At 64.5% G+C, this 1,089-nt stretch carries 2 protein-coding genes; one reads left to right on the top strand and one right to left on the bottom strand.

The window, feature by feature from the left end:
- The coding region (locus tag AC1DBQ_RS23445; RefSeq protein ID WP_476930773.1) for a hypothetical protein at positions 1-800 on the bottom strand (800 nt) is incomplete at its 3' end.
- Positions 801-955: 155 nt separating this feature from the next.
- On the opposite strand from AC1DBQ_RS23445, the gene AC1DBQ_RS23450 reads away from it, so the two are divergent.
- Positions 956-1,089: peptidylprolyl isomerase (locus AC1DBQ_RS23450; RefSeq protein WP_230011607.1), on the top strand; the 134-nt coding region annotated here is incomplete at its 3' end.

Genomic DNA, 1,089 nt, shown 5'->3' on the forward strand with positions numbered 1-1,089 from the left:
GCCGCAACTGTGGCGGCGCCGGCCTTGTCGGCAGCGTCCTTGAGGGTTTCGTTGACGCTGCTGGCCGCGACAGGGGCCGGCGTTACCGGCGTCGGCACCTTCCAGGGGTCCTCCACCGGCTTGGAAGCCTTCCAGGCGGCAACACCGGCAGCAGCTGCGGCAGCGATGATGCCGAAGATCAGCARCCCGCGGTGCTTGTGCTTGGGCTTCTGCGGCTTGGCGAGCTTCGCGCTGGCGGTCTTACCGGCCTCGGCGGCGGCGGCCTTGATGTTCTTTCCGGCAGCCTTGGCCTGCTTTTTGGTGACCTTGGCCTGCTCCTGGACGCTGCGGACCACGCCGGAGTCAACAAGCTTCTGCGCCACGGCGTCCACATGGGCCGGAGCGTTCTCCAGCGTGCGGTGGACGGCCTCGGAAGCGTGCCCGAGCTGGTCGGAAAGCCTGGGCAGGTACTCGACCACCACCCGGTCCCGTGCGCTGGCGATCACGGGGGACGCCTTGTCCACGGCTTCGTGCAGGCGCGGAGTCGCGCCCTCGGCGGCTTCGGTGATCTTCGGCGCAAGGTGGGCCAGGCTGTCCTGAAGGCGGGGGGTGACGGTGGCAACGCTGCCGGCCAGATTGTGGGCTGCCGACTTAAGCCCTTCCTGAATCTTGGGGGACGCGGTGTCCAGTCCCTGCTGCAACCGGGGAACAGCCCAATTCACGGCCGCTTCAACCCGCGGTGCCGCCCAATCCTTGGCGTTGTCTACTCCGGTGCTGACTGACTGCTCAAGGTCACGGGCAATACGATCCGATTTCTTCACAACTACCTCCMGATTAATGTGACGGTTCTGCTGTTAGCCTACGTGTCTAGGAACGCACCGGCTATTCTTCAGGCCGATTTCCAGTGGATTTCACCCARCGCGGAACTGACTGCGCGGCCCTATGCGCATAGACCCGTCATGGAAGAATAGGCCCTATGACTGCCAACGCAACCGCAAAAGCCACTATCCACACGAGCCTCGGCGACATCGTCGTCAACCTCTTTGGCAACCACGCGCCGAAGACCGTCGACAACTTCGTCGGACTGGCCACCGGTGAGAAGGCCTGGAC

This window comes from Arthrobacter sp. 10T413_2 (assembly GCF_056394205.1).